This is a genomic window from Bdellovibrio sp. BCCA (genome assembly GCF_037996825.1).
Classification (GTDB): Bacteria; Bdellovibrionota; Bdellovibrionia; order Bdellovibrionales; family Bdellovibrionaceae; genus Bdellovibrio.
In genome coordinates, this window is record NZ_JBBNAC010000001.1 from 3,057,770 (window position 1) to 3,078,265 (window position 20,496).

General features: G+C 44.2%; 17 protein-coding genes. 7 read left to right on the forward strand and 10 right to left on the reverse strand.

Annotated elements, in window-relative coordinates; genetic code table 11:
* Positions 1-11 precede the first annotated feature (11 nt).
* Positions 12-560 (reverse strand): NUDIX hydrolase, encoded by a 549-nt coding sequence (locus tag AAAA78_RS14775; protein WP_340592817.1) that lies wholly within the window; start codon positions 558-560, stop codon positions 12-14.
* A 169-nt stretch (positions 561-729) separates the two neighbouring features.
* Here AAAA78_RS14775 and AAAA78_RS14780 point away from each other — a divergent pair, with 169 nt between their 5' ends.
* Both AAAA78_RS14780 and AAAA78_RS14785 read left to right on the forward strand, forming a co-directional pair.
* Positions 730-1,482: a hypothetical protein gene (locus AAAA78_RS14780; protein ID WP_340592818.1), complete on the forward strand. Its 753-nt coding sequence runs from the start codon at positions 730-732 to the stop codon at positions 1,480-1,482.
* 151 nt (positions 1,483-1,633) lie between these two features.
* The gene (locus AAAA78_RS14785; RefSeq protein ID WP_340592819.1) at positions 1,634-1,825 is read left to right on the forward strand and encodes a hypothetical protein; all 192 of its coding nucleotides are present in this window, start codon (positions 1,634-1,636) and stop codon (positions 1,823-1,825) included.
* On the opposite strand, the gene AAAA78_RS14790 is transcribed toward AAAA78_RS14785, so the two are convergent.
* The gene (locus tag AAAA78_RS14790; protein ID WP_340592820.1) at positions 1,810-2,997 is read right to left on the reverse strand and encodes a serpin family protein; all 1,188 of its coding nucleotides are present in this window, start codon (positions 2,995-2,997) and stop codon (positions 1,810-1,812) included. The two genes, AAAA78_RS14785 and AAAA78_RS14790, sit on opposite strands and share 16 nt — an antisense overlap.
* 140 nt (positions 2,998-3,137) lie before the next feature.
* On the opposite strand from AAAA78_RS14790, the gene AAAA78_RS14795 reads away from it, so the two are divergent.
* From AAAA78_RS14795 to AAAA78_RS14805, 3 genes are all read left to right on the forward strand, one after another.
* Positions 3,138-3,776: a hypothetical protein gene (locus AAAA78_RS14795; RefSeq protein ID WP_340592821.1), complete on the forward strand. Its 639-nt coding sequence runs from the start codon at positions 3,138-3,140 to the stop codon at positions 3,774-3,776.
* Positions 3,777-3,896: 120 nt separating this feature from the next.
* A complete protein-coding gene (locus tag AAAA78_RS14800; protein ID WP_340592822.1) occupies positions 3,897-4,604 on the forward strand; it encodes a tyrosine-protein phosphatase in 708 nt (235 codons plus the stop codon).
* Positions 4,605-4,685: 81 nt separating this feature from the next.
* Entirely contained in the window at positions 4,686-6,548 is a 1,863-nt protein-coding gene (locus AAAA78_RS14805) for a 6-bladed beta-propeller (protein ID WP_340592824.1), read from the forward strand.
* Between the two features lie 11 nt (positions 6,549-6,559).
* Here the strand turns inward: AAAA78_RS14805 and AAAA78_RS14810 are convergent, their stop codons facing one another.
* The 4 genes from AAAA78_RS14810 to AAAA78_RS14825 form a co-directional block, all read right to left on the reverse strand.
* The gene (locus AAAA78_RS14810) at positions 6,560-7,303 is read right to left on the reverse strand and encodes a UDP-2,3-diacylglucosamine diphosphatase (RefSeq protein ID WP_340592825.1); all 744 of its coding nucleotides are present in this window, start codon (positions 7,301-7,303) and stop codon (positions 6,560-6,562) included.
* Positions 7,303-8,934: a cell division protein FtsZ gene (ftsZ, locus tag AAAA78_RS14815; protein WP_340592826.1), complete on the reverse strand. Its 1,632-nt coding sequence runs from the start codon at positions 8,932-8,934 to the stop codon at positions 7,303-7,305. The genes AAAA78_RS14810 and ftsZ overlap by 1 nt, the downstream gene beginning before the upstream one ends.
* 48 nt (positions 8,935-8,982) lie before the next feature.
* Positions 8,983-10,236 (reverse strand): cell division protein FtsA, encoded by a 1,254-nt coding sequence (gene ftsA / locus AAAA78_RS14820; protein ID WP_295905802.1) that lies wholly within the window; start codon positions 10,234-10,236, stop codon positions 8,983-8,985.
* Positions 10,237-10,349: 113 nt separating this feature from the next.
* Entirely contained in the window at positions 10,350-11,096 is a 747-nt protein-coding gene (locus AAAA78_RS14825) for a cell division protein FtsQ/DivIB (RefSeq protein ID WP_340592827.1), read from the reverse strand.
* 337 nt (positions 11,097-11,433) lie between these two features.
* Between AAAA78_RS14825 and AAAA78_RS14830 the strand changes: the two genes are divergently transcribed.
* A complete protein-coding gene (locus tag AAAA78_RS14830; protein ID WP_340592828.1) occupies positions 11,434-13,101 on the forward strand; it encodes a methyl-accepting chemotaxis protein in 1,668 nt (555 codons plus the stop codon).
* 60 nt (positions 13,102-13,161) lie between these two features.
* On the opposite strand, the gene ggt is transcribed toward AAAA78_RS14830, so the two are convergent.
* Positions 13,162-14,892 (reverse strand): gamma-glutamyltransferase, encoded by a 1,731-nt coding sequence (gene ggt / locus AAAA78_RS14835; protein WP_340592829.1) that lies wholly within the window; start codon positions 14,890-14,892, stop codon positions 13,162-13,164.
* Between the two features lie 176 nt (positions 14,893-15,068).
* On the opposite strand from ggt, the gene AAAA78_RS14840 reads away from it, so the two are divergent.
* Entirely contained in the window at positions 15,069-16,883 is a 1,815-nt protein-coding gene (locus tag AAAA78_RS14840) for a hypothetical protein (protein WP_340592830.1), read from the forward strand.
* A 5-nt stretch (positions 16,884-16,888) separates the two neighbouring features.
* Here AAAA78_RS14840 and murC read toward each other — a convergent pair whose 3' ends face one another.
* The 3 genes from murC to ftsW are packed head-to-tail and all read right to left on the reverse strand — an operon-like array spanning position 16,889 to position 20,459.
* The gene (gene murC, locus AAAA78_RS14845; RefSeq protein ID WP_340592831.1) at positions 16,889-18,250 is read right to left on the reverse strand and encodes a UDP-N-acetylmuramate--L-alanine ligase; all 1,362 of its coding nucleotides are present in this window, start codon (positions 18,248-18,250) and stop codon (positions 16,889-16,891) included.
* The gene (gene murG / locus AAAA78_RS14850; RefSeq protein WP_340592832.1) at positions 18,247-19,317 is read right to left on the reverse strand and encodes an undecaprenyldiphospho-muramoylpentapeptide beta-N-acetylglucosaminyltransferase; all 1,071 of its coding nucleotides are present in this window, start codon (positions 19,315-19,317) and stop codon (positions 18,247-18,249) included. Before murG ends, murC begins: the two co-directional genes overlap by 4 nt.
* Positions 19,314-20,459: a putative lipid II flippase FtsW gene (gene ftsW, locus AAAA78_RS14855; RefSeq protein ID WP_340592833.1), complete on the reverse strand. Its 1,146-nt coding sequence runs from the start codon at positions 20,457-20,459 to the stop codon at positions 19,314-19,316. Before ftsW ends, murG begins: the two co-directional genes overlap by 4 nt.
* Positions 20,460-20,496 lie beyond the last annotated feature (37 nt).

Below are 20,496 nucleotides of genomic sequence, written 5' to 3' on the forward strand. Positions count from 1 at the left end.
CTCCTTGCCTCTTAATTCCACTCCCCGCGCAGGATTTTATCAAGCCAAAAAGCCCCGATCTGGGTTTTCACATCGCTAACTTTTCCTTCACGAACATATTTCATAAGTTCATCGGGTTTTACTTCGACGACCTCAATAAATTCGCCATGATCCAATTGCCGCTGAGCGAGAGTCAATTCACGCGCTAAGTACAAATCAATATGCTCATTAGAGTAACCAATCACCGGATGAATTGTGGTCAGGAATTTCCAGTCCTTGGCTTCATATCCAGTTTCTTCTTTGAGCTCCCGCTGCGCCGTTAAAATCGTTTCCTCACCGTGATCGCGCTTTCCTGCAGGAAATTCTAAGAAGACCTGTTTTACAGCGTGACGATACTGATGAATCATCACGACGTTTCCATTCGGTAGAAGCGGAATCATCATTGCCGCGCCTGGATGCAAAATGTATTCGCGAACGTAGGTTTTTCCATCAGGAGCCTGCACCTGATCCTGTTCAACTTTTAAAAAGCGGCCTCGGAAGATTTGACGAGTGGAGAGTGTCTTTTCTACAAGATGTTTCATAAAAGCAGCATCCCATAGAGAGAATAAAATGTCTCATAATAAACCCACGACCAAAGAAGGTCCCGTCCTTTGTCCAAAAAGGTTATAATGAGTATTGAATACGAACCTTTATTACAGGACTCTAATAGAGAACGTAGGATGCGAGTCTATTTGGATCAGGAGGATTCTCATGAGGACTTTTAATAAAGTAAGTCTTTTTCTTTCGACAGTTCTTCTTTTTTCTGTGCTCTCTGCACAAGATGCTCAAGCGCAAAGACGTTTTGGTGGCGGACGCGGACTTTCTGGAGACATGGCATTAGGTATCGGTATCTCCACTGTTTCCGCGGGACAAAATGATTTAAATGGTGCGATTGATGATGCTGTGGCCGCCGGCGCCAATGTTAAAAATTTAGGTAGTGCTTGGGAATTTTACGCCAACTGGAGTTACCGTTTTAGCGGTACGATGTATGCGTTTGTATTCCGTCCTTCTTACTTTATGCAGAAAACAGATGGCTCAGGCCCTGGTGGAAATTACGAATACAATCTAAACGGTTACACAGTCTTCCCTATTTTCCGTATTTATCCTCTTGAGAATTCATTCATTAAATTCTATATGCAAACAGGTCTTGGATACGGAAGCTTAAATGGCTCCATCACTGCTGGCTCTAAAAATCTCGACTTCAAAGGGAGTGCGTTTGGTGCGATGGGTGGTATCGGTGTGGATTTTTGCTTCACTGACTCTCACTGCTTAACTGTCGAAGGAAATCTTCGCTATCTACCAATTGAAAGAAATATCTCTTCAGGTGGTAACTGTTCAACTGGCACCGATATTCCAGGTATTGATCAGTGTGGCGGCAGCAAAGAAGTTGAAAGAAACGGCACAGACTTAAGAACAACAATGTCAGGCGTTCAAGGTCTTATTGGTTACACAATGAATTTCTAAGCTCTTAATAAATTGTTTTGATCACCTACAAAAGGCTCTCGATAAGAGAGCCTTTTGTTTTTCTGAAGCCTTTCATGTTTTCAAGCACATCGACACGCTATCGGTTTACAAGTCTGAAACTCCGAATAAAATTAAATTGAAGGAGTTCTTTATGGAAACCATTCCAGAAGACAAAAAAGACCAGGGTGAGGAAGAAGTTCCGGAGCCGATGAAGGTCTTCTTAAAATCCGTGATCATCCTGTTGGTTGCAGGATTGATCGCTGGAGTCATCGCCTATCTTCTCTTCTTCTCTGGCTGGTGGCACGTCGGTTCATTGACCTTCAAGAACTACGGTTTAGCGTAGCGCCCGAGGAATAAAATAGATCCGGATTTTTTATGATAGATCGCGTACATAAATGGATGATCGGCGATAAATTCATAAACCTTCATGGGCAGCGCGGCTCCTAAGGTTGACATAACAACAGCCGTTGCCGCCGCCGCTTCAGTTCCTTTTTCATCCACCGCCACAAAAGCTTTGTGATAAACCTGATCGATGAAAAGAGACTCTCCAGGTTTCAGATCACGAATGGACGTAAAGTCTGCTTTTCGAGTGAACGCCAATGGCATACCCATTTTTTGCAGAACCGGTTTTAGTTCCAAACTTAATTCATGCTTGAACTTTGGCAATGCCACAATCACGTCAGACGTCGGGCTGTCTGTGATCTTTTGTAAGATCTTCGCAAAATATTTGCTGTCAAACTTCGGCATAAGTTTATGAAGATCTTTTCCCTTGCGAGGTAAAAAGACCACCATCGAAACATCGCCACCTTCATAGGGCATTTCCAAAACCTGGAATTTCTCATCCTCCGCATAATGAAAACGACTTTTGATATTCATAAAAGAAGTTTTCTGAGTCTCTTTAGCCGAAACGTGAAATTCACGGTCTGATGTGTTTTCTTTTTTAAACTTTGCTTGCCAATCTCCTTTAAAGTAAATTGCATTGGCAAGCACCAGACCCGTGTAATCCGTTTCTCCGCCTTTGATAGAGCCCGGAGGTAAAAGATCCTTGATCTTATCTTGAGTTTTTTGCTCCACCCATTTGTTGATGATAAGGCGTGATGGATCTGGCTGATTTTTAAAGTCCAAAGCTTCAAAGTGAGCGTTGTATTTCGTTTTTACAATTTCTTGAAACGGCTCTTTGAAAGAGTCTGATTTTTCAACCCATACGCTATTTGCTACGGTGAGTTTGTAACCTTCTGCTGCATTGATATCTTTTTCTAGAGACTGAAACTCATCGTGAGCCTTAGCCGACAGATACAAAACCTTGTTCATTTCTTGAAGTGTCTTGCCTTTAGCGCCAGCACTGGTCATCGCCAACGCGGCGGAAATACTGTACGGCGAAAAGAACACATTTCCGTCTTTGGCTGCGACTTTTTTGTAGAGATCAAAAGCGAATTCGTTATTCCCATGAATAAGTTTATTCTGGGACCATCCAAAGCATGGGAGAGACAAAAGCAGCAAACACAGTTTCTTCATAAGGCCTCCGAGAAATTATTTTAGAAAGCTCCTTCACTTAAGGACAACGACTATTTTAGACACAAGACCTTCATGGGAAAATAGTTGGCTCTAAGAGCAAAAACACGTGTAATAAAAAGATGTCCACAAGTGAGGTTCGTGTGTCGAAAATTTTATTTGCTATTACATGTTTTTCTTTAGTCGCTTGCGCTACAACGACGGAGTTTAAAGAACAACAATCCCAGTCCGATTTTGGATTTCGTCTTGAGGACACAAAGTATAACGACATGTTCTACGTTCACTCTAATATTAAAGAAGGCACCAAACCTCGTTATGTGATTTCTTATGTCGGTCGCGTGGTAGGTGAAACCTGCTTGAAGCGCGGATTTAAATACTTTGATAGCTCTACGGAATCAGCGCCGTCTCCCGATGGAAAAGTTCAAGCTTATCGTACGGTGGGATTTTGTTACCCTACGGCTCAAAGAAAAGACATCAATGTCCTTTTTGCTCCGTCTTTGACAGACCTTGCTGATGGTGCGGCTCTTGGTGTGGAAAATGCCAAGAACACTAAAACTAAGGTTCGCGCTGGCGATGTTTTAAAGTTGGTCCGCGGTAAACGCGTGCACAGCATGCTGGATCTTAAGGAAGCCGTTCGCGAAGCGGCTCGTAAGAATGAAAAGACCATTGAAATGGTTTACTTGCGTAAAGGAAAAGTCTTGCGCATCAAGGAACCCTTACAAGACTCAAAATCCGTTTTGGATTCCGCTTCCCTTGAGAACTTCAAAAACTTCACAGAATAGCTCTCAAAACGAATAAAATGCCTTTCAGGGAATAATGAAATCGATATTATTCCTTGAGAGAATATTATTTTTTATCAAGCCCATTTTGTTTTTGTGAAGATTTGCTATAAAAAGCTCTTCATGAAAACACTTCTTCTTTCTTTTATTTTACTAGCTTCTTCACTTTCTTTTGCGGCTGTTGAAGGAAGTTCTATCTCTAACGCCCACATCATTTACAAATCTGGCGAGGCGCAAGTGATTCGCGGAAAAGCGCCAGCCAACCAAAAACAAATGCAAGAGCTGATCAGTCTTGGCGTCACCGAGTTTTTGATTTTTAAAACCGATACCAAAGGTGAAGTTTTAAAAGAACAAGAAGCTCTTCAAAAATTAGGAATCTCCCCACGCTCCATCACTCATGTTTCCTTTCCTTGGAAAGATCTGCACGATTTTAAAAGTGCCTGCACGATGACCATTCAAGCATTGCGCACCATTGAACAGGCCGTTCAAAAAAATAAAAGCTTGTACTTCCACTGCACTGTCGGCGAAGACCGCACTGGTTATCTTGCGGGCCTCTGGGGTTTGTGGGCCGGAACTTATTCTTCTGTGCCAGAGTCTGTTGAAAAAGAACTGTGCGCTCGTGGTTATGAAGCGGGAAATCCCGGCAAACCTTATCGCGATGTCGTCCTTAAAATCCGCGAGACTCTTACTCCAACATATTTAAAAATGGTGATGGTGCTCAGTGATGCGCGCCTTCGCGGTCAAGCATTGAATGAATCCCTTTGTGAGAACGAACCTCAGTTAAAGGTCGCAATAAACAAGTACTACTGTGCAAAGGTGACAGAACGCTAATATCCAGCGTCTCATTTTGAGATTTCATGCGGATTCTATTGGAATAGCTTTAGCCCAGCTTGTTAAAAACCGAAAAAGATCATGAATAAACTTAGGGAATTCATGAACGTAGACAGGTTTTTCCAATTGCTTTTCGGAATGCTCCTTCTTACGGGGTGCACTCTTGATATGAATCTAGCGGAGCTGCCGCTGGATTCTCTGGCTCCCATACAAGCTCCACCGAGTAACGATCCAGGTCCCGTTGGTCCTCTTCCTGGACATTTCCCTTTAGCTAATAAAACGAAATATTCTTTCGCATTTCCCCTCAGTGTTGAGTTAACCCCAGAAGGTCATTTGCTTGTTACAAATGCGAATGAAACGAGTATGGGCGTTCAAGAGTATGATCCTGCCACGGATGAATTAGTTCTCGGTTTTGGGGCTAACGGAACTGCTGACAACCAACTTCAAAATCCGGTGCGGGCTGTTCTTCACAACAATCTGATCTATGTCCTCGCCGGGAATTCTTATAAAGTTTTCGACCGTAATGGAAACTTTCAAAGCAAAGTCGGCTCTTCAGGGTTCGCCAATGGACAATTGGATTCACCTACAGATCTCACCATAGATAAGAACGGACTTATTTATATTGCCGATTGCGGTAACAACCGCGTACAAGTTTTTAATCCCAATGGCACATTCAACAAAAATATTGGCTTAGGCTGGGGCACGGGTGACGGTCAAATAAAGTGTCCCTATGGGTTGTATGTTGATGACAGTTTGAATGTTTTTGTAACCGATTATAATAATCACCGCGTGCAAAAATTTAATTCTTCCGGAACCTTCTCTATGAAATTTGGAGTCGCGGGAAACGGTGTCGGCCAATTACAACAACCAGCCCGCGTGAGTGTCGATTCCTTAGGAAACATTTATATCTCCGAAGCCTCACGTAAAGAAATTATTAAATTTTCTTCCACTGGCACATATATAGCGACATATAAAGGTGATACCGGTGGACATGATGCCATTGGAGTTGCTTATTCTATTTTCTTTGATGCGAATGATTCAATTTACATTGCTGACGGTGATAAAAAACGTATTGAACTTTGGGATAAAAACGGTGTCTATCAAAAATCATTTGCCGATTATCCAGAGTCTGAAAAAGTTTTGGCTCAGCCGACGGGACTCTGGATTGATTCACAAAATAATTTCTACGTCGCACAGTCCCCCGACAACACCAAACCTCAAGGAGTTGTGAAGTTTGACCCTCAAGGAAATTACCTGACGACAGTTGGCAGTAATGCCGCCGGTCCTGGACAACTGCAATATGCATTTGATTCAGCCGTTGATTCTGACGGCAATATTTTTGTGGTAGATACCAATCAAAATAAGATTTTGAAATTTTCCGCCGATGGCACTTACCTTCTGACCCTTGCCACTGTAGGAAGTGGACCGGGACAGCTCGATGGTCCCGGCGGCATTCATATCGACAAAGATGACAACATCTACGTCGTGGAGATCAACAATCACCGGGTGCAGAAGATGGATAAAACAGGTGCTTTCATAAAAGAGATCGGAAATTCCGGAGGCCCCGGACAACTCTCTCAACCTGTGAACCTTTTCGTTGATAAAGACGGAAATATTTTTGTGGCCGATGTCTCGCTCAGTAAAATTTTAAAATACGATGCCGCAGGCAACTTCCTTTTTAGCTTTGGAAATGGCCCGAGCTATGGTGTTTACGCCAATGAAGCAGGTTTCATCTTTGCAACCAATTATAGCACCAACCAAGTAGACAAATACGACAGCGGCGGCAATTACATCACAAGCTTCGGCCAGCTAGGATCCGCCATCGGCCAATTCACAGTTCCCGTCGACATTGCGGGCGATTCCTACGGAAATATTTACGTCGTAGATCTCTACAACCGTCGCGTTCAAAAATTCAACGACCTCGGCATTCCTCTTTTAGAGTAGATCAAAAATAATTAGATATAGACCCATTCCCCGTGGCCGTGGCGGATGCAGAAGACTTTGACCTTCTCTTCAAACCATGAGCCGAGGTTGATCGAACGAACCTTGTGTCCATCCACTTCGACAACGTGATCATCAAACACGTGCATGTGCCCTGAGATGATCATATCAAAAGGTTTTTCTTTATAAGCCTTGATCGCATGGGAACGAACCATTTCAATCAACGGTCCTTCATTGGAAACGCGGTAGTGACCGCTGCGTGCGCGGCTTTTCTTGCTCGCTTTGTTCCCGATATGATCCCAAAACTGACCTGGAAGAATGTTTCCAAGGGGTTTAATGAATGGATTACGAATGATGCTGCGATACTTCAAGTACTTTTCATCATTGAGGTTAATCAGATCTCCGTGCTCTAAACGCACGCGCAGGCCGTCGATCAGATAATATTGAGCTTCGACAAAAACTTCGATGCCCAACTTTTTTTGAAAGAACCCTTCAACGTGCACATCATGATTGCCTTCAATGTAAGTGATCTTCGCACCGGCTTGTTTGAGATCACGAAGCGCATCCATGAGGGGTTGAAATTTTCTGGCAAAATAAGTGTGGCCTCCGACCCAAAGATCGAAGATGTCACCTAAAAGGAAAAGATGAATGTCCTGCGGATTTTTCTCCCGCAAAGAACGCAAAAAGCGCAACAGGATTTGTCCGTTGCGCTCTTCTGCGGTTTTTAAGTGAATGTCGGATAAGAACCAGGCTTCCACTAGTCTTGTTTCAAATCAAAACCTTGTTTCTTGCGGATGAAGGCAGGAACTTCCAAGTTTTGAGAAGAGAATGGAGAGCTAAGAACCTCGCGCGCCATACGACGAGCCTCTTCCAAAGATTGTTGTTCATGATCTACGTTCATGGACAATTGCTCTGGATTGTTGTGGCGAGCTTTCAACTCTTGGCTTTCTTTGAAAGCACGAGCTTTAGCCAGCAACAAATCACGAGGAGAAGCTGCTTCAACTTGCGGTTGAATTGGTGTTGCAACTTCTGGAGTCGATTGTTGAACCGGAGCTTGTGGCATCACGTTTTGTGCTGCTTGTTGCGCCATTTGCGGAGTCACTGGAGCTACTGGTGGAACAACAACAGTCTCAGTTACCTGGGGTACCTCCTGTTGTGGAGGTTGGGTAAAATTCATCACTTGAGATTGCACAGCCGCGATCGGTGGCAATTCAACAGGTGCCATTTGTGGCATCTGAGGCATTGTCGGCATCGCTGGCATTTGTGGGTACTGAGGCATTTGCGGCATCACAGGCATCTGTGGCATTTGAGGCATCTGCGGCATTTGCATCATTTGTTGTTGCATATTCATACCACCAAACTGAGCCGCTTGTTGGTTTAAGAAATTTTGCATTTGATTTACTTGTGCCATGTCGTTCACAAGTTTCACGTCGTGAGAATCAAAACCCGTTGCGATCACAGTTACTCGAACTTCATCACCCATGTTGTCGTCGATAACTGCACCGAAGATGATTTCTGCATCTTCATGAGCCGCTTCCGTGATCAAAGTTGTTGCTTCGTTCACTTCGTACAATGACAAGCTTGAGCTTGCAGTCACGTTGATGATGATGCCGGTCGCGCCATCGATTTTTACGTTCTCAAGAAGAGGAGAAGAAATCGCTGCCGTTGCTGCTTCTACCGCACGGTTGTCACCTTTTGCAGAACCAGTCCCCATGATCGCGATACCTTTAGAAGACATCACCGTACGGATATCCGCAAAGTCCAAGTTGATCAAACCACGGATATTGATAAGGTCAGAGATCCCTTTTACCGCTTGCAAAAGAACTTCGTCCGCTTTCTTGAATGTCTCAAGAAGAGGAGTTTTCTCTGCCGCTACAGAAAGAAGTTTTTGGTTCGGGATCACGATCAATGTATCAACATTGTCTTTAAGTTCAGACAAACCGCCTTCAGCGTGCTTGCCGCGTTTTTTACCTTCAAACAGGAAGGGCTTAGTGACTACACCGATTGTCAATGCGCCAAGTTCGCGCGCAATCTTCGCAACAATCGGAGCGCCACCTGTCCCTGTTCCGCCACCCATACCCGCAGTGACGAACACCATGTCCGCGCCTTCCAATTTCTCAACAATTTCATTGTAAGATTCAATCGCAGCTCTGCGGCCCACATCTGGGTTTGCACCTGCGCCAAGACCTTTTGTCAAATCAAGGCCCAACTGAATTTTGTTAGACGCTTTATTTGCATTCAAAGCTTGGATGTCTGTATTTGCTACGATGAATTCAACACCAGCCATGTTGGATTCGATCATTGTTGAAACAGCATTACTTCCGCCGCCGCCAACGCCAACTACCTTAATGTTTGCACCTATATTGATATTTTCTTCTAATTCAAACATTCGATCCTCCCCACAGAATCAAGGGCCTCCAGCCCTCACCGAGTAAAATTAAAAAATCTGTCCAAAAAAATCTTTGATCTTCTTAGTGATACCGTCGAGCGACTCACCAATATTGACTTCTTGTTGTTGATTGTGATGAAGCAAATCTTTCTTTTGCCCCAAAGCGTACAACAACAATCCAACAGCTGCTGAGAATTCTCCAGACTTCACAACATCCGTAAGCCCTCCGATTTCACGAGGCGCACCTCTGCGAACCGGAATATCAAAAATAAACTCACCCATCTCCACCAAGCCATCAAGTTGACTCGCGCCACCTGTAAGAACAATTCCCGATCCCAACATCGGCATCACGCCACTCATGCGAATGTCATTGGCAACCAAGTTCAGAGTTTCCTCTGCACGGGCCTCAATAACATCGGCCAAGTCTTTACGAGGAATCACGCGGGCTTTTCTGCCGCCGACACCTTCGACTTCGATAGTTTCGTTTTCATTCACCATGGAAGCCATTGCGCAACCATGTTTAATTTTTAAAGACTCTGCCGCAAACTGTGGAGTTCTAAGTCCTACAGCCACGTCATGAGTGAAGTGTTGACCGCCCACCGGAATTGTCGATGAATGCGCCACACTTCCGTTCACAAAATACAAAGCGTTGCAAGCGCCGCCGCCCATGTCGACAACACACACGCCGAGATTTTTTTCGTCGTTAGAAATAACGGCTGTTGCAGAAGCCAATTGACCCAGCACAAGGCCGGCAATTTTAAGACCTGCTTTTTCTACGCATTTAACTGTGTTGTTGATGGCACTTTGACTGCCTGTCACGATGTGCACGTTGGCTTCTAGACGAATGCCCGACATGCCGATAGGATCTGTGATCCCATCTTGTCCGTCGACTTTGAATTCTCTTGGAAGAACGTGAAGAACTGTGCGATCCGCAGGAACTGCCACCGCTTTTGCTGCTTCAATCACGCGATCAATTTCAGAAGCAGTGACTTCGCGATTCTTAATTGCGACCATGCCTTTGGAATCGAAAGAGGAAATATGTGTCCCAGCAACTCCCACCCATACTTCAGAGATGGAGTAGCCTGACATCAGTTCTGCTTCTTCTTTTGCTTTTTTAATAGACTCGGTTGTGGCTTCAATATTGACCACAACGCCTTGGCGAATGCCTGTGTTTGGGGCTCTGCCCACGCCGGCAACTTCGATTTTTCCGTCGGGATTGACTGTTCCAATAACGAATGAAACTTTGGTAGAACCAATGTCCAAGCCAGCCAATACCGGTGCTTTCGGTTTTGATGTACTCATCCTTAAGTCCTCACGGATGCTTAAACTTATGTTGTAGGACCACCAATTAAAATCATTTTAAAAGGTATTCGAGCCAAATGTGCTCGACTTTAATCGGTCCTCCAGACTTAAGCTTAGGGATCCTTACGCAACCTGACAAGGACTTTCTTTGACAGATTCGCATCTATGACGCGAGCGTCAAACTGGCGGGAGTCGAGATAATCTACGACCTGACTTACACGTGCAGCCTTTAGTGCCACTTGATCTTCACCCATTTTTACTTGCACACCGGTTTTGATCAAGGTCATCCAAAAACCTTCTTTGTTGTCATAACGAATTTCAGAAATTGTTTTTTTACTGAACGATCCTTCAGCAGGAATTTGTTCAATCACATCCACTGCTTTTTTTCTGAGCTCTGTTTTCTTCAGAAAAGTTTCACCTTCTAACAGAGCCACATCGGGAGCTTCTTTGGATTCAATCGGATCTAAAAAACTTCCATCTTTAATAATAGGAACTAATTTTCCATTCTTCGACATGAAGAGAAGTTTCACTTCATGCGGGCGCACGCGCACAGACAAAGTTGCAGGCCAACTGCGTTTGATGTTCAAACCTTCAACCCAATTTTGTGAAGAAACTTCGCGCGAGATTTGTTTAAGCTTGATATTCCAAAGAGAAATCCCTTTGTACTTTGCAAGTGCCACCTCAAGAGCATCGACATTTGGTTTTAAAAATTGCTCTTGGCCCACAGGAGGATTTTCTAAAATGACTTCGACTTTGCTGATATTAAAGAATCCGTTTTTGTTCAGATAATAAAGAGTTCCCGCTACAGAAACAGGAAGAACAATAAATCCAAAGATGAGTTGTAAAACGAGCTTCTTCACTGAATATCTTTCCGCAAATCCTTTGCTGCCGTGAATTTTAGACTATCAAGATCCGAACAAACTTTGAAATGGTGTCCGCAAAACAAGACCAAAGTCGTTCGAAAATAAGAGTTTATAAACAGAAACTGCATTAAAACTTATTCATTTTCTTGATCCAGAAAAATTACGAAGTCCTCGGCCTGTCATTTTATTTTCAATTATTTTTTATTTTAGACTCCAAATCACTCGTTTGGCCGATGAAGACTCATAAATACCGCTCCGACAATTGCACCATTATAACGAATGTATCACGAACACAGGTTCGATAAGAGATACATCAATAAGGAGCGTTAACATTATGAAGTTCAACACGAAAGTTATGGCGAGCATTGTTTTCGCCTGTGTTATTTGTACCGCAGCCGCAGTCTTTGTCTCTTCTGCACGTATCTCTGGGCAAGGCGAACAACAACTCATTGAAAAATCAAGAGCCATTCTTTCTCGTTTGGAAGCTGTTCGTTCTTACATAGCTTCCCAAGGTGGCCTCGAAGCCAGCATTGAAAAAGCAACAACAACACATCCTGACGGAAATCTCCCCAAAGAAGCGAAGCTCACTATCTTAAAACAAGTCCCTATCTTTGCCGCGATGAAAGTGGGCGCAGAGGGCGCAAAGGAAGAAGGCTACACTTTCCGCATCTTCTCTGACGAGCCACGCAACCCTAACAATCGCGCGACAGCCCAAGAATTAGAAATTCTTAAAAAGTTTGAAGCCGATCCAAAACTGCAAGAGCAAATGGTGTCCACAGACACTGAAACAATTGTGTATCGTCCGGTCCGTCTAACGGCCTCGCAAGGTTGCTTTAGTTGCCATGGTGATCCAGCGACGTCTCCTTGGAAGAATGGCAAAGACATTCTAGGTTATCCGATGGAAAATTGGTCTGATGGAAAACTGCACGGCGGTTTTGCCGTGATCTCTAGCAAAGCAGAAGTAAAAGCCGCAGCCATGAATGCCACTTGGTACATTATCGGTTGGTCCACAGGTCTTTCATTCATCGCTTTATTTCTAGCGTTTATGTTCTTGAGTAAACCAATGAGAGCTCTTTCTGGTATTGCAGAAAAGCTGCAAGACACTGGAACTGGCGTTGCACACGCAAGTGTCGAGATCACGAAATCATCTCAAGATCTTAATAATGCCGCAGCTACTGCCGCTGCCTCAATTCAACAAACGACTTCAGCAACAGAAGAAATGTCGAGCATGATTAAGCTCAATGCTGAACACACGAACGAAGCAAGAAACCTTGCAGAACGCGCCCAAGGAAAAGCCCGCACAGGCAAAGAGGAAGTTGAGAAACTGATTCTTTCCATGGACGAAATCGCAAAAAGTTCTAAAAAAATCGAAGAAATCATCACCGTTATCGACGATATCGCCTTTCAAACAAATCTTTTGGCTTTAAATGCTGCAGTTGAAGCGGCTCGCGCCGGAGAACAAGGCAAAGGATTCGCGGTTGTTGCCGAAGCCGTCCGCGCTTTGGCGCAACGAAGTGCAACCTCAGCCAAAGAAATTTCGGGTCTTATCAAAGACAGCGTAGATAAAATTGAAAATGGCCATGAAGTTGTGCAAGCAAGCGGCGCGATGCTTAATGAAATCGTTCAGCAAATCGAAAAACTGACAGCGTTGAATATCGAAATTTCAACGGCAAGCTCCGAGCAAGCTCAAGGTGTTAATTCGATCAATATGTCGATCAATGAATTAGATCGCGTGACACAAAACAATGCTTCGGCTGCTGGCGAATGTGCTTCGAATGCGGAAGTTCTTTCAGAGCGCTCACAACAAATGCACTCGATGGTTCAAGATTTGATTTTGATTGTTGAAGGCAAACGCAGTGACAACAACGAAGTCGCCACAAAAACAGCTACCAAAATGACGCCGAAGACGAAAACCCCTCCACCTTCAATTCCGAAAGTGCAGGCGCAAAACCGTCCTTCGACAAATCATGAAGACCTCTTACCACTGAATGATGCATCGTAAGCTTTACGTATGAATTAAAATAAAAAGGCCGGGTTTTCACTCGGCCTTTTTTGTTTTGATTTATTTTGCAATACTGATTCCGATATCTCTCGGGTCTGCGACACCATGAAGCTTATCGCCTTCTTTGGCTACTGCCATCACATAACACGGAACAGGTTCAATTTTTACGTCATAACCCATTTCTTTAAGTCCTTTTAAAACTTCCGCGGAAGGTCCCGGCGGATCGATGTAAAGAACATCCGGTTGCCATTGATGATGATAGCGGATTGCTGTCACCGCATCGTAAAGAGGTAATTTGAATTCGACGTAGTTTAAGATCGTCTGCGCTACACAGCTGATAATGCGTGTTCCACCCGGCGCACCCACAGCCATGAAAGGCTTGTTGTCTTTCATCAAAATTGTTGGCGACATGCTACTAAGTGGAGTTTTCCTTGGAGCAATGGCATTGGGTTTTCCACCAATGGCACCAAACAAGTTCGAACTTCCCTCTTGGGCTGAGAAATCATCCATTTCATTGTTAAGCACAACACCTGTTCCAGGAGCCACAACGCCCGAACCCATCCAGCCATTGATCGTTTGAGTTGTGCTTACAGCATTTCCTTTGTCATCCATCAGTGAAATATGCGTTGTCTCTGTGGATTCATAAGGAGCCGGATTTCCCGCTTCGACTTCTGAAAGTTTTCTTGCGTGATCCAAGCGCACTTCTTTGCGACGTGATTCAATATATTTCGGAGAAATCAAACCCTGCACAGGAACTTTTGTGAAATCCGGATCACCCAAATATTTTGCGCGATCTGCGAATGACGATTGCAAAGCAGAGGATGCCAGGTGAATGGAGTTTTTAGATAAAAAACCTTGTTTTGCGAGATGATCGTTTTCAAGAAAATCCAAAAATTGAATAACATGCACTCCACCCGAACTTGGAGGCGGCATTGAAATGACTTCGTAGCCGTCGAAGTTTCCTTCAACGGGTTTACGCCATTTCACTTGGTATGAAGAAAGATCTTTGTAAGAGATTAAACCTTTTTCCTTTTTAGAAAGATCGACGATGGATTTCGCCACGAAACCCTTGTAAAAACCGTCTTTTCCTTTTTTAGCGATAAGCTGCAAAGTCTTCGCTAGGTCTTTTTGCACAAGCACAGTTCCAATAGCCGGAACATTGCCTGAAGCATCGAGGAAGATCGCTTTTGCTGAAGGGTCTTTACGAATTTGTTCGACACGATTTTCCAAGGCTTTATGAAATTCTTCATAAATGGGAAATCCATTTTCCGCCAAATGAATCGCGGGCTGCACGACTTTTTCAAGAGGTAAGGACCCAAACTTTTTATGAATTTCGATAAGTCCTGCCACCATTCCTGGAACTGCAACAGCTAAGACACCGTTCTGTGATAGATCTGTATTGGCCTTGCCATCTTTTCCCACGTACATGTTTTTAGTCGCACGCAGCGGGGCCCTTTCGCGAAAATCAATCGCGTAAGTCTTTCCTGTTTTTGCTTCATGGAAAAGCAGAAATCCGCCGCCGCCAATTCCTGTAGACTGCGGTCTTTCAACAGACACCGTAAATGAAGCCGCCACCGTGGCATCAATAATATTTCCACCTTGAGCAAAAATTTCTTCGGCCGCTTTACTAGCGTAGCGACCTTGTGTGGAGATCGCGAATTGAGTCCCAAAGGCCTCTGCCGTGCTATGATCGTCACGCTCTTTCGCCGTACGAATCACCGACGAACTTTCTTTCGGTGTTTGACAACTTGTCAGAAATAAAAGACCCGCAACTAAAACAAATTTTTTCATCCTTAAAATCCTTCTTTGTTTGTTAGTATTCTAAAAAGCATTCAAAGGTGAAGTCCAGACAAAGGCGTCTCAAAATGAGACTTCACCTGCCTTTTTCGTCACGTGTTAAAGGAATGGATCACCAACTGCGCTCTACAATTCACTAGCGTGGATACGAACTTGCACTAAAGAAGACTATGATCAGACTCATGGCTTCGATTTTAGGACTTCTCATTTTTACAGCTCTTTCCGCTGGGGCTGCGCCGAAGCGCATTTGCACGATGACTTTAAACTCCAGTGATGAAAAAGAAGTTCTTAAAAATATGTATGGTGGTCAGGATGTAGAGATCACGGAACTTGTTCCAGAGAACAAGGATCCTTCATGGCTCGCTCGCGCTTGCCAGTCTGGAATTCAATGTGACGTCCTGCTTGTCTCCGGTCATTTTGGTGGTGTGTTTTTTGGTGAAGGCGTTAGCACCACTTTGGATTTAAAAGAAATTGAGAAATTGAGCTGCGAAAATTCTTGTCCAGGAATTTTAAGTCATCCTAAAGATGTTTTTCTTATGGGCTGCAACACTCTGTCTACCAAAGCTCCAGACAAAAGATCTATCGAAGAATACGTCGAAGTTCTTATCCACAATGGTTTCCCCCGTGACCTCGCCGAGCGCGTGGCTTTTGCTCGATACTCGGAATATGGAATGAGCATCAGTCAGATTTTTTCTTCCGCCTTTCAAGGTGTAGAAAGACTGCATGGCTTTTCAAGCACGGGCCCGTTGGGCAAAGTCGCTGCTCCCCTGCTTCGCCAATCGTTAAAGAACACAAGCAAAGATGTGTTTTTTAATAAAGGCCCCGATACGAATCGATTGAAACAAGTTTTTGCTGGAACAAGTTACCGCATGGTTCAGCCAGCTAAAGATGTTGATCCCAACTATCGCGCTTTAACTTGTAAGACGTATTCACAAAATCAGGATCAAAACAAAGAAGCCATCGTCTTTTTATCCAAGAAAACAAATTTAAAAAAATATTACGAGCCTTTATTAGAAGCGACCAAAAACCCTTCATTTCTTCACCTGCTTCAGGAAGCTGTCACAACATCAACCGAAGCTCGACAAAATTTTCAAAGCTTCTTCGAAGAAATTGGCGTGGCTAAATCTTTGCCGCTAAAAATGAAATTTCAGTTTTTAGATTTACAAGCAAGCCTTGGGCTTATTCCGTCGGTCGTGAAACAAGACCAACAAGAAAGACTTCTGCGTCAAAGGCTTGCTTCGGGTCTAAACTTCATAGTGACGGATCAATTTTGTGCGATGAAAGATCTTCTGCAAAACACGGAACTTCATGGCGCTTGGATTCGTGCCTCTGCAGAAGGAAATCCGTTTCTTCCACGACTCAGTCAATGTTTTGGAAGTTACGATGAAGACATAGAAAACGTTCTAAAGTCTATGACTGCAAGTCAGGACTCATCATTGCGTCGTGAAGCTATTCGCGCTTTATCTTCACGTATCAGCTGGAATGACAAAATCACAATCGCCAATATGTCAGCTTCATGGCCCCGCCGGGATCGCATAGATATGGCTTACTTCTTAAAGCTACCCCTTTCTTCGGAAAGATTGAGCCCTCGGGTACAGACATGTTTGTACGAAGCTAAACAGAAATCGACAGCAGAAGGTCGCGATGGATACCGTTGGTATTGCCACAATGAATTTGAAACGGAGATTGATTCGCCCTTAAAATGCCATCAGATCGCGCGCGAATTTGAAACGCAAAGTGTAACTGGAATGGATTGGCAGTGTTTGACCCGCTTTACTGGCGAAATTCATTTAGGGGCATGCCTTGAAGCCGCCGATAGAAATATCGATCCTGAAAACTCCGATGATGTTCGGTGGTATTGTTGGAGTAAGCTTGCAAATCAAAGCCAGCTCAGTCGCTCTGAATGTCTGGCTCTTGCTTCTTCGATGAAAATTCAAGGCAATAGATTTAAGGCCAACTGGAACTGCATGAACAGAATCCAGTAGCCCTTTTATAATTGATTTAAAACATCAAGGCCGAGCTTCCAGCCGTCTCCTGCGCCGAGGGTGACAAACACATCGCCCTCTTTAAGCAAACCCAAAACTTTTTGAGTCGCTTTGTCGTCACGCAAGAAATACTGTGCACGCTCGTGCTTCATCTCTTGGGCAAGCTTTTCGCTGCTCACTCCAGGAATTGGAGCTTCTCCGGCCGCGTAAATATCTGTGAGCAAAACTTCATCCGCTTCTTTGAAAGCCGTTGTGAAATCATGCCAGCAATGTTGAGTTCTGGAATAACGATGCGGTTGGAAGAAAACCACCAAACGCTGTTTTGGATATTTTTCTCGAAACGCCTGAAGAACTGCGCGCACTTCTGTGGGATGGTGCCCGTAGTCGTCATAAACTTTGATACCGCGTTTTTCACCTTTAAAGTGGAAGCGACGGTCAACGCCTTCAAAGCGTTGCAAACCTTTAGCGCATGTTGCAAATGGAATTCCTGCGGCAACACCGGCGCAAATGGCAGCCACCGCATTCAAAGCATTGTGACGGCCAGGAACTTTAAGCTGGAATTCACCCACAAGATGTCTTGTGCCCAACAAACGGTCACTGCGATACAAAGAATAACTTCCTTGCTCACCGCTAAGAACTAAATCATTCTTTTCATCAAATCCGTAGAATAAAATACGCTTAGGGAAATTTTCAAAAATTTGGCGAATGATCGGATCATCGCCGCACGCAATCACTTTGCCATAGAATGGAACTTTCAAAGCAAAGTCATAGAAGTTCTTTTGCAGGTTTTCAAAAGTTTTAAAGTGATCTAAGTGATCAGAGTCCACGTTGGTGATGATGGCAATTTCTGGAGAAAGTTTATGGAAACTTCCATCAGATTCATCGGCTTCAGCAACAAGCCATTCTCCGGAACCCAACATCGCTGTGGATTTAATAAGTTCAAAACGACCACCGACGACGATTGTTGGACTTAAACCCGCCTCCAAGAAAATCGCTGAAGTCATGGATGTTGTCGTTGTTTTTCCGTGAGTTCCCGCCACCGCGATACCGCGTTTAATGCGCATAATTTCCGCCAGCGCTTCTGCACGAGGGATCAAGGGGATTTGTCTTGCGCGAGCTTCAGAGATTTCCGGATTTCCGTATTGAATCGCACTTGAGTAAACAACGACGTCGGCATCACCGACATTGGAAGAGGCGTGACCTTTAAAAACTTTAACGCCCAACTCTTTCAGTCGTTCCGTATTTGCATTTTCAGAGATGTCACTGCCAGAAACTTTTGCGCCGATATTGTGAAGCAGTTCCGCAAGACCACACATACCGATACCGCCGATACCTACGAAATGAAATTTGGCGTGTTGTAATTTCATTGCAATATTTCCTTTGCGATTGTTGTCGCCGCTTGAGGAATATAAAAAGACTTTATATTTTTGACCATCTGCTCACGCAATTCTTTATCATTGCGCAGCGATTGGATCTCAGAGATCAACCTAGCCGGAGTTAAATCTTTCTGCAAGATCATGCGCCCTGCATTTTTCGCAACCAAACTCTCCGCATTCTTTTGCTGATGATTGTCAGCTGCCGGAAGAGGAATGATGATCGGAATGATACCAAAAGCGGCGGCCTCGGCAATAGAACTAGCCCCCCCCCGACTGACGATGATATCCGCCCATTTATAGTACTTTGGCATGTCATAAATGAACTCATGAGGCTCGACCTCGCAAGGCGCCCCTTGATATTTGGCAGTCACAGTTTCGTAATCCCACTTGCCTAACTGATGAACAACAGAAAGATCTTTAACCCAATCACCACCAGACATAATGGCTTCGTTCAAACAGTAATTGATAACGCGAGATCCTTGGCTGCCGCCAAAAGACAAAAGATGAAATTTCTCATCTTTATGGGACTCGTGAACTGCATTTTCAATTTCTTCACGCACGGGCATTCCGACTTGAGTCACCTGATCATTTTTAAGATATTTTTTAGCTTCTGCAAAAACCACAAAACACTTATCAACGAAGCGAGCTAAAAGACGATTTGCCATTCCCGGCATGGCGTTGGGTTCCCAGATCGCTGTGTTAAAACCAATGGTGCTGGCTGCCAACACAAAAGGCCCCGAGGCATAACCTCCAACACCAATTACGTAAAGCGGCTTTAATTGCCCTAACAAACGGACAGACTGCCAAAGACCCACAGGAATTTTTAAAAGAGTTTTGATTCTTTCGATAGGACTTTTGACATTGAGCTTTCCGGATTCGATCAAGTGCAAAGGGAAACCTTCGCGAGGCACGATCTTGGATTCTAGGCCCATGGCCGTTCCAACAAAATGGACTTCAACAGTAGGATCTACTTTTTGAATCGCACGGGCAATCGCTATGCCCGGATAAATGTGTCCGCCGGTACCTCCACCTGCGATCACAATTGTTCTTTTAATCATGAATTCTTCACCTTCGATGTTGTCCAACGCGAGCCGAAGCGGCGGGAAAACTTATCTTCCTCAAATGAATTTTCAATATTGAGGATCAAACCAAACATAAAACAAAGTGAAACCAAAGAGCTTCCGCCGTAACTGAGAAAAGGCAGTGTTAAACCTTTCGTTGGCAGAAGTCCCATCACCACACCTGCATTGATAAAGACACTCAGACCAAAAGTCACTGACAAACCCAAAGCCATTGCTTTTTTAAAAGGCTCCTCAGCTTTCACTGCGATTTGAATTCCACGGAAAACGACAAAACCATAAAGAGCCAGTAACATCATAAAACCGATGAAACCCATCTCTTCACCGAATACTGCCAACGTAAAATCCGTGTGTGCCTCTGGAAGAAAGAACAACTTTCCTTGGCCTTGCCCTAGGCCCACACCTGTCAATCCACCCGAGTGAAAGCTCAGCATACTTTGAATCACTTGAAAGCCTTTTTGTGCGGGATCAGACCATGGATCTAAGAACGCAAGAACACGCGCACGACGATAAGGAACTGTCATGACCAAGAAATAAAATGCAGGAATCAAAACACCAAGAGCCGCAATGATATATTTCCACTGAAGACCAAAAGCGAAAAGCAAAGTCACGCCAACCATCAGGATGATTGCGAAAGTTCCGAAGTCAGGTTGTTTTAACAAAAGCCCCAGTGGTGCCACCATTGCAATAAGCAGCCAATGCCACTTCAATTTGGAAAGAAGATTTTCTCTTCTTACCAAGAGACTTGCAAACCACACACTGAAAGAAATTTTAAGAAGTTCACCGGGCTCAAAACGGATTCCCAGAGGAAGTTGAATCCAGCGCAATGCTCCCCCAACTCGTACACCCAAGCCAGGAACATACGTCGCAAGCACACCGAGTGTCGCTACAAACCACAAAGCCCATCCGTATTTTTCGATATAACGAAACGGGATGTGAATCGTACCGATCAAAACCGCAAACGCTACTAACGCAAAAATCAATTGTCGCTTAAAAAAGAAAAGTCCATCACCGTAGGACTCAATCGCGAAAATAAAACTGGAAGAGTAAACTTGAACGAGGCCGATCCCTAAAAGAGTGATGATGGCTAAAAACAAGCTGCTAGACAAATATCTCAACATAGTAGGACTCCCGAACTTTAGTATATTCAGAAGTCCT

What these genes read in the sequence shown, in the direction of transcription:
- AAAA78_RS14775 (WP_340592817.1), bottom strand. Translation starts at nt 560, where the DNA reads ATGAAACATCTTGTAGAAAAGACACTCTCCACTCGTCAAATCTTCCGA.
- AAAA78_RS14780 (WP_340592818.1), top strand. Translation starts at nt 730, where the DNA reads ATGAGGACTTTTAATAAAGTAAGTCTTTTTCTTTCGACAGTTCTTCTT.
- AAAA78_RS14785 (WP_340592819.1), top strand. Translation starts at nt 1,634, where the DNA reads ATGGAAACCATTCCAGAAGACAAAAAAGACCAGGGTGAGGAAGAAGTT.
- AAAA78_RS14790 (WP_340592820.1), bottom strand. Translation starts at nt 2,997, where the DNA reads ATGAAGAAACTGTGTTTGCTGCTTTTGTCTCTCCCATGCTTTGGATGG.
- AAAA78_RS14800 (WP_340592822.1), top strand. Translation starts at nt 3,897, where the DNA reads ATGAAAACACTTCTTCTTTCTTTTATTTTACTAGCTTCTTCACTTTCT.
- AAAA78_RS14805 (WP_340592824.1), top strand. Translation starts at nt 4,686, where the DNA reads ATGAATAAACTTAGGGAATTCATGAACGTAGACAGGTTTTTCCAATTG.
- ftsZ (WP_340592826.1), bottom strand. Translation starts at nt 8,934, where the DNA reads ATGTTTGAATTAGAAGAAAATATCAATATAGGTGCAAACATTAAGGTA.
- ftsA (WP_295905802.1), bottom strand. Translation starts at nt 10,236, where the DNA reads ATGAGTACATCAAAACCGAAAGCACCGGTATTGGCTGGCTTGGACATT.
- AAAA78_RS14830 (WP_340592828.1), top strand. Translation starts at nt 11,434, where the DNA reads ATGAAGTTCAACACGAAAGTTATGGCGAGCATTGTTTTCGCCTGTGTT.
- ggt (WP_340592829.1), bottom strand. Translation starts at nt 14,892, where the DNA reads ATGAAAAAATTTGTTTTAGTTGCGGGTCTTTTATTTCTGACAAGTTGT.
- AAAA78_RS14840 (WP_340592830.1), top strand. Translation starts at nt 15,069, where the DNA reads ATGATCAGACTCATGGCTTCGATTTTAGGACTTCTCATTTTTACAGCT.
- murC (WP_340592831.1), bottom strand. Translation starts at nt 18,250, where the DNA reads ATGAAATTACAACACGCCAAATTTCATTTCGTAGGTATCGGCGGTATC.
- murG (WP_340592832.1), bottom strand. Translation starts at nt 19,317, where the DNA reads ATGATTAAAAGAACAATTGTGATCGCAGGTGGAGGTACCGGCGGACAC.
- ftsW (WP_340592833.1), bottom strand. Translation starts at nt 20,459, where the DNA reads ATGTTGAGATATTTGTCTAGCAGCTTGTTTTTAGCCATCATCACTCTT.